We start from the raw sequence: 4,783 nt of genomic DNA, 5'->3' as shown, positions 1-4,783 counted from the left end.
CACCTCGACCCAGCGCCGATACCAAAGCTCGGTCAGGCACAGCTGCTTGTTGGTGCGGTCGTACCAGCGCGCCTCCTCCACCGTCCAGCCGCGCGCGTCCTGGCCGGCATTGGTCAGGCCCGTGGAACTTCCGCCCTGGTTGGCCAGTCGCCCCGGGTAGCCCTGCTGCCACCAGGTGGCACCATTGCGGCCACAGGACAGGATCAGCTCGCGCGCCTGCGGAAATGCGCGCGCGATGCGCTCGGGATGCAGCCATTTGTCCCGCTTGAAATACCGCGCGTCGCTGAGGTCCCACTCTTCCGCCGTCCAGTCCCAACGCACCTCGCTACGGCGCACGACCGCGCATTTGTAGCGGTACTGTGTCGGATCGCTCACGCGCTGCACGCCCACGCAGCCAAAGCCCACGGCAGCCTGGGGCCGGAAGGCATCGCTGCAGGCATCGTCGGCATGGGACTCGCGCTCGGCCTCGTTCAGCTCGACGTTGAGCGCGTCGGCCACATCCTTGCTTCCCGTCTGGCCATTGGCCGTGACACGCCAGTCCGTGCGCGTGGTCTGCTCGTAGCCCGTGAGCGCGCGCAGTGTGGGCCCGATGCGATCCTCAATGGCCGGCGGAATGCCCTGCTCCTTCATGGCGTTCAGCAGCTCGGTGTCCAGCTGCTTGCCGTCCGCATAGTCCATCTCCTTGTCCGCCGCGATGCGCCAGGGCGGTTCCTCGTCCATCTCGCGCAGCCATTCCGTGTATTCGTGGAGCGACACTTCGCCCTCACCCATGCGCAGATCGTCATCCCCGGCATCCAGAGAGCCCTCGGATTCGGGCGAGTCCACGTCCATCGTGCTGGTGTTGATCAATTGAGCCTCCAATCGGTCTCTTCGGGTTCTTCGTATTCGTGGCGCTTGCTGCCGGGCTCAGGGATGCCCTCGACAAAGGTCATTGCCACCGCGTCACCCTTGTCAGGGGAGCGGCCCAGCGCCTTGCGGATTTCGTCCTTGGACAGCATCTGGATCGCCGCGACCCGGCCCAGGGTCACCACCTTGTAGCGAACGGCTGTCAGGTCGGCCAGCAACTCAGGATCTGGCGGCAGCGCAATGGGGTTGGGGTTCGTCGGGTCCAGGGCCTCGCGCAGCAGCCAGTACATCTCCGCGCGCCGGTTCCGGAAGCGCAGATTGCCCGCCTTGGTCATGGCGTTGGACGTTTCCGAGCCGTTGACCGCAAGCACCAGCAGGTTCAGGCCCACGATGAAATCCAGCGCGCTGGAACCGATGCCGATGCTGTCCACGCAGATGCACGCGCCGTCGCGCACCAGCGGCACCACAAAGCCCGCAGCCGTCGGCCCGTCCTTGGTCACCGCGCCAGGAGCGCTGACCAGTTCATCGAACCAACTGCCATGGCGCCGCGCCGCCGAAGTCTTGTCGATGCCGCCGCGCGCCGGGTCCAGGCCCAGGGCCGTCATGCCGCCCTTGGCCTCGCGCGGCTTCCACCGAGCCTGCGCCGCCTTCACCCATTCGGTGGGGATAACCTGCCAGGCCGGGTCTGCGCTGCCCGCGTTGAAGTCGCCGTTCAGCATCTTGCTGCGCAGCGGCTCGGGCAGGGACTGCAGAGTGGCCTTGTAGCCCGTGGACAGGAGGAACAGGTTGTCGTTGACGCTGGAGGGGATGAAGGTACGGCTCTTGGGCGTCATCAGGTCCGGGCCGACCATCACGGGCTCAGGGCCAGGCACCTCCTGGTCCTCGCCTTTCTCGTTGGTCACGAACCAGCGCAGCTCGCCCGGCTTGGCCGGGTTCGGGTGGGACGGCTCAAGCCACGGCGCCCAGAAGCGCTTCACCCACTCGCCCTCAGGCTCAGTCGGCGGATTGCCCGCGCACACCACGCGCTGCCGGATGGTCGGGTCATCGGTGCGAAGCCAGCCGATCAGGGAGCGGAACTGCAGCTCGGTGAAGTGGGTGATCTCATCGAAGCCCTTGAAGTCGTGCGCGCGGCCCTGGTACTTGATCCAGTCGCCCGGCTCCTTCACGCTGCCCAGCTCCAGGACCTTGCCCTGTGGCAGCCGCCAAATGCCGTCTTGGCTGTTGTAGCCATCGCGCGTGCCCAGGATCGAGGTCATGCGCTCTTCAATGCCGGTCAGCTGCACGGACTGGCGCCGGAAGATGATGCTGTGCTTTTGCTTGGTAAGCGGCAGGCCAAGCAGCAGATCGGTCTTGCCGCCGCCGGCCGCGCCGCCGTAGAAGACGATATCGGCGTCGGATTCGAAGGCCACGGTCTGGGGCCCGGGCTGCGGCACCCAGATGGGCGCATCGCCAGACAGCAGCAGGGAGTCCAGTTCCGCGCGCGTGTCCGCGTCCAGCCCCTTGAGCAGATCCAGGATGTCGGCCGTGGTCAGCGCAGGCGTGGTCATTTCTCACCCCGCTTCGCCGCGAGCGTGGCCGCGCCGGGGCCGCCATTGAGCAGAGCCGCGAGCCGCACCGCCCGCTCAGCATCGGTCATCTGCTTGAGCATGAAGGGGTCGCTCTTCTGCTCGTTGTCCTTCTCGTAGAGGCCGGTGTGTTTGAACAGCTTCTCCAGGATGGCCACCTTGTCGTGGAACATGACCTCGATGCCGTACTTTCCTTCCTTAGCTCCCGCATACAGCGCACGCGCCGGGGTGCTGAGCCTGCGCGTGTCCTTCGTCACCACGCGCGAATGACCATCGCCACCGCACTGCGGGCAGTCTGGGCTGGGCTCCAGCAGAGGGTTGAAGCCAATGCCGCCCTGCTCATCGAACTCATCGGGCGCGTTGCCCTTCACGGCCCACAGCTCACGGTCGGCGTTCATCTCGCCCACGGTGCGCTGGTATCGGTTGCCCTCGCCGAAGCAATGGCGGCAGCAGCCGGTCTTGACCTCGACCAGCTCACGGGGATCGGCGACCAGGATGTTCAGTGCCTCGGTGAGCACGCGGTCAGCACTCACCTGGGTGCGCTCCTGCTGCTGCTTCCGTGCCTCTGCGATTGCCGCTTGCAGGTAAGGTTTTGCTAGGTTTTCCGTAGCAATCTGTTTGGCCGTATGCACGCTGTAGCCGGCGCGGACGGCGGCCTGGGCACCGTTGAGGTCCACCAGGTACTCCTCCACGAAACGCTGCTGCTTCGGAGTCAGGGCTTGGCCATCGTGCGTCTTGGCCGGTGGCGCCCTGCGAGTGGGCTTCTTGACCGCTGGGCGCTTCGCAGGAACGGCAGAGCCTGCGGCCTTCTTCGCGGCAGCAGGCTTCTTGGGTGCAGGTTTCTTTTGAGGCTCGGACTTGCCGGCAGGACTTTGGGCCATAGCAAGCAGTGTTCGCAGGCACCAAGTGGCTGTCGAACCCTGGCAGGAGGCAGGCCTGCAGGTTGAAAGCAGGATAGAAAATCCCGGAGCCGCGTACACGCAATTTTCGTGTATCATCTGTGTACACGCTTTAATCGTGTAGCACATCCAAGGGGGCATCCCCAAGTGCTTTTACTAACTCCGCAACAAAGGTTCCCAAATGGATCTCACTGAATACCGCAAAGCCATCAAGGACTCTTGCATATCCGTTATCGAAAATTGGTGTCGTGCTACTCGCATTAGCATCGACACTCACAAGTCCATCAATAGTGGTCGCACCGCTATTTCTGAGGAAATCGAAGGCCGTATTAAGAAGTACTTTCAGGAAGCTAAGGAGCACGCGGACGCACTCTGCGCGGCGGTCAAAAAAGAACTCCTGTTGATTCAACCTGGAATTACGCACAATATTGATGAAGAGACTTTTCACATCACGTTTTCCAAGACAGATGGATCTACAATTTTTCTTGAAAACCGGGGTGTTGATAGCATGAATTGCTGGCGGGTGTACCACATGCACTGCCCTACCAAAAGGGACCCTGCTTTGTTCTTGCGTTCCCGGACTATGGGTTGGCACCGCGATGGGCAAGCCAGTCCTGAGTACACGTGGTACTTGTGGCGCGGCCCGTTCCAAGACGGGCTCCAGAGCTATTCGAATCTCATCAGCGCAAAGCTTCTGCGCGAGTGTCTGTCTGCCACTATCTAAGAAAGTAGATCACCTTGGCGGGGGTCAGTTTTCCTCCCGCCTTTCAAAGCCTTTATCTCGCGCTCAAGCGCCCGTCGTTTGGCAACCTCCTCCAGTAATTGGTCTTGTAATTCCGTGACGCGTGTCAGCGCCGTGTGTTCAAGGGCCACCCCGGCCAAGCCTTGGCCAAGGCGCGCGGCCTCAGGACGGACGAGGTGCAACACATGCTCGCCGATCTCCACCATGGTTCGCCCGTCGTTGAGGTGCACGATGACCACGTGCCGCGCTGGCCCGTGCTGGTGCACAGGTCGGTAGCACTGCTTCACCGCCGCAATCATCCCCTCGCCACGCAGCACCTTGATGCGGTCGTCCACTGTGGTGAGGTTTAGGCCCGTCATCTTGTGGATGCGGTCGCGCGTGGGCTCTTCGCCGGCCTCGTGCAACTGGCGGATCGCCTCGTAGACCTGCGTCAGCGTGGGCACGGCCTCGACCGCGCCCGTGTCCGGATTGCCGCCGGCTGTCTTGTGGATTGTGCTGGTGGTGGCTTGGTTCATGCGGTTTCACTCCAGAGGGGCAGACGTTGTGGCCATTGGCCGGATGCAAGAATCGTGTGGCGGGTGATGCGGCCCCACTCGAGGCCGTAGTCCCGGTGGGCTTCGCGGCCGCCGTCAACAAGTCGGTATTGGTCGTAAGCGACGTGGCATCCCTCGATGCCCGGCCGGGTGCAGCACAGCGGGAATCCGGTGCGGTCGTCTGTCTTGAGCGCGAAG

Annotated in this window: 5 protein-coding genes and 1 pseudogene; 1 reads left to right on the top strand and 5 read right to left on the bottom strand. The window is 63.3% G+C overall.

What is annotated here, in order from left to right; genetic code table 11:
* From L995_RS03130 to L995_RS03120, 3 genes are all read right to left on the bottom strand, one after another.
* The coding region (locus tag L995_RS03130; protein WP_047469068.1) for a portal protein at positions 1-849 on the bottom strand (849 nt) is incomplete at its 3' end.
* Positions 846-2,393, bottom strand: coding sequence for a terminase family protein (locus L995_RS03125; RefSeq protein WP_047469065.1), 1,548 nt, complete (start codon positions 2,391-2,393; stop codon positions 846-848). The genes L995_RS03130 and L995_RS03125, both read right to left, overlap by 4 nt.
* On the bottom strand, positions 2,390-3,292 hold the full coding sequence (locus tag L995_RS03120) for a terminase small subunit (RefSeq protein ID WP_052195747.1): 903 nt from the start codon (positions 3,290-3,292) through the stop codon (positions 2,390-2,392). The genes L995_RS03125 and L995_RS03120 overlap by 4 nt, the downstream gene beginning before the upstream one ends.
* A 199-nt stretch (positions 3,293-3,491) precedes the next feature.
* Here L995_RS03120 and L995_RS03115 point away from each other — a divergent pair, with 199 nt between their 5' ends.
* Complete coding sequence (locus tag L995_RS03115; RefSeq protein ID WP_047469061.1) at positions 3,492-4,034, top strand: hypothetical protein; 543 nt, start codon at positions 3,492-3,494, stop codon at positions 4,032-4,034.
* Here L995_RS03115 and L995_RS03110 read toward each other — a convergent pair.
* Both L995_RS03110 and L995_RS34180 read right to left on the bottom strand, forming a co-directional pair.
* A complete protein-coding gene (locus L995_RS03110; RefSeq protein ID WP_047469059.1) occupies positions 4,031-4,567 on the bottom strand; it encodes a hypothetical protein in 537 nt (178 codons plus the stop codon). The genes L995_RS03115 and L995_RS03110 overlap by 4 nt on opposite strands.
* Positions 4,564-4,783: pseudogene (locus L995_RS34180) on the bottom strand (hypothetical protein); the annotation flags it as partial. The pseudogene L995_RS34180 and the gene L995_RS03110, both read right to left, overlap by 4 nt.

It is taken from the genome of Delftia sp. ZNC0008 (genome assembly GCF_000799035.1).
Classification (GTDB): Bacteria; Pseudomonadota; Gammaproteobacteria; order Burkholderiales; family Burkholderiaceae_C; genus Comamonas; species Comamonas tsuruhatensis.
Note: the sequence above shows the minus strand (reverse complement) of the source record. Positions and strands in the feature narration are given on the sequence as shown.